Annotated in this window: 3 protein-coding genes; all 3 read left to right on the forward strand. The window is 68.7% G+C overall.

What is annotated here, in order from left to right:
• A partial coding sequence (locus ADK67_RS52285) for a hypothetical protein (protein WP_197289336.1) occupies positions 1-189 on the forward strand: 189 nt, incomplete at its 5' end.
• A complete protein-coding gene (locus tag ADK67_RS08095; RefSeq protein WP_197289337.1) occupies positions 186-803 on the forward strand; it encodes an AAA family ATPase in 618 nt (205 codons plus the stop codon). The genes ADK67_RS52285 and ADK67_RS08095, both read left to right, overlap by 4 nt.
• A 721-nt stretch (positions 804-1,524) precedes the next feature.
• On the forward strand, positions 1,525-1,634 hold a 110-nt coding region (locus ADK67_RS50575; RefSeq protein ID WP_331459259.1), incomplete at its 3' end, for a zinc finger protein.

A 1,634-nucleotide genomic window follows, 5' to 3' on the forward strand; every position in this document is an offset into this window, starting at 1 on the left:
GCCCACGCCGACCTGGACACCACCGGCACCGACGGGCAACGCCCGCACCGCGCCGGCTACGACACCTGGTGCGCCTGGCTGCTCTTCCGCACCCTCCTCGACCAGTCCACGCTCGACTGGGACGACCTCGTCCGCATCGCCGCCCACCCCGACTTCCGGCCCGGCCACGCGCAGGACGGGCTGTGGTGACCGGCGAGGTGGAGAAACCGGTCGTGGTCGCGGTGCTGGGCGCCCACTCGACCGGCAAGAGCGCCTTCCTCGCCCGACTCACCCACGAACTGCGCCGCGACCAGGTCCAGGTGGCCACGGTCGCCGACCTGGGTGAAGAGGCCCAACGCATCGGGCTGCCGATCCTGCGCAACCACACCTGGGCCTCCACCCTGTGGATCATCACCAGAGGCATCAGCAAGGAGCTCGAGGCCTGGCTGCACGCCGACGTCGTCCTGGTCGACCGCGCCGTCCCCGACGCACTCGGCTACTACCGCGCCGCCCTCGCCCACCGCGGCGAACACCCCGACCCCCGCGTGCAGGCCCGCCTGGAAACACTCGTCCGCGACCACAGCACCACCTACGACCTGCTCTACCGCACCACCCTCGACCCCGACATCCCCCTCGGCGACAACAAACCCCGCGACCCCGACCAGACCTTCAGACACCTGGCCGACCACCACGTCGCCGCAGTCCTGCACGACCTCGCCCTGCCACACCGACTACTGCCCTCCCACGGCCACGACCACGCACTCCACGACGCCCTCGGCTTCATCATGAACAAGCTCTCCGGAACAGAGAGCAACACATCATGATCATCTGTTGCTCCACATTGGACAGGTTCTCGGTCAGGTCGTTCGGCGACGGCAGCCGGACCGATCACCGGACAGGGCAACCCGCGAGGCGCCACCAGACCCGGTCCATCGGTGGCACCCGATTCCGCCTGCGTCGTTCACCGTCCAGCCGGGCACGGTCTGAATCGTCGGCGTCGTTGTAAGCACCACCTGCGATCACCGGAAGGAGCCAGTCATGAGCCGCCACCGGCAAGGGCGAGCCGTGCTGAGCCTGCTCATCCGCATGGGCCGGCAGCACGATCCGGCCTCATGGACCGTCCGCTGCAAAGACCGGGACGGCCGACGGGCACGACTGCGAATCCACGTGGCCACAACCGGCATCTCGATCGACGGCATCCACACCGATCAACTCGTCCTGACACCTCTCCAGGTCGGAAGACTACGAGCCGCCCTCCGACACGCACTGCTCGCATACGACCGACTCGCAGGTAGCGACACGCAGCCCGAACGCACCGTCGCCGCACCACCGACACCCGCCGAGCCACCGACTCGCATACAAGTCCGACTCGCCGCCCGACCCACGGTGTCCGCCATCCGCGCGCGGCTCGCCGCACCCACGACTCCCGACGTCGAGGAGGTGAGCGATGAACAACTCCGCACCAGGCCCCGTCGATTCGCCGCCTGACCCGTCGGCCCGACTCGACATCGACCCGCACCGGGTCACTTCTCAAGGGTGGTGGTGATGGGCATCCGCGCGTTCCGATGGCTGCCCTACGACGGGCAGCGACACGCGATCCCCGACACGCTGGCAGCCGACGACACGGGCAACACGTTGTGCGGTGTCGAACTGAC

Origin of the sequence: Saccharothrix sp. NRRL B-16348, from assembly GCF_001280085.1 — a bacterium.
Lineage (GTDB): Bacteria > Actinomycetota > Actinomycetes > Mycobacteriales > Pseudonocardiaceae > Actinosynnema.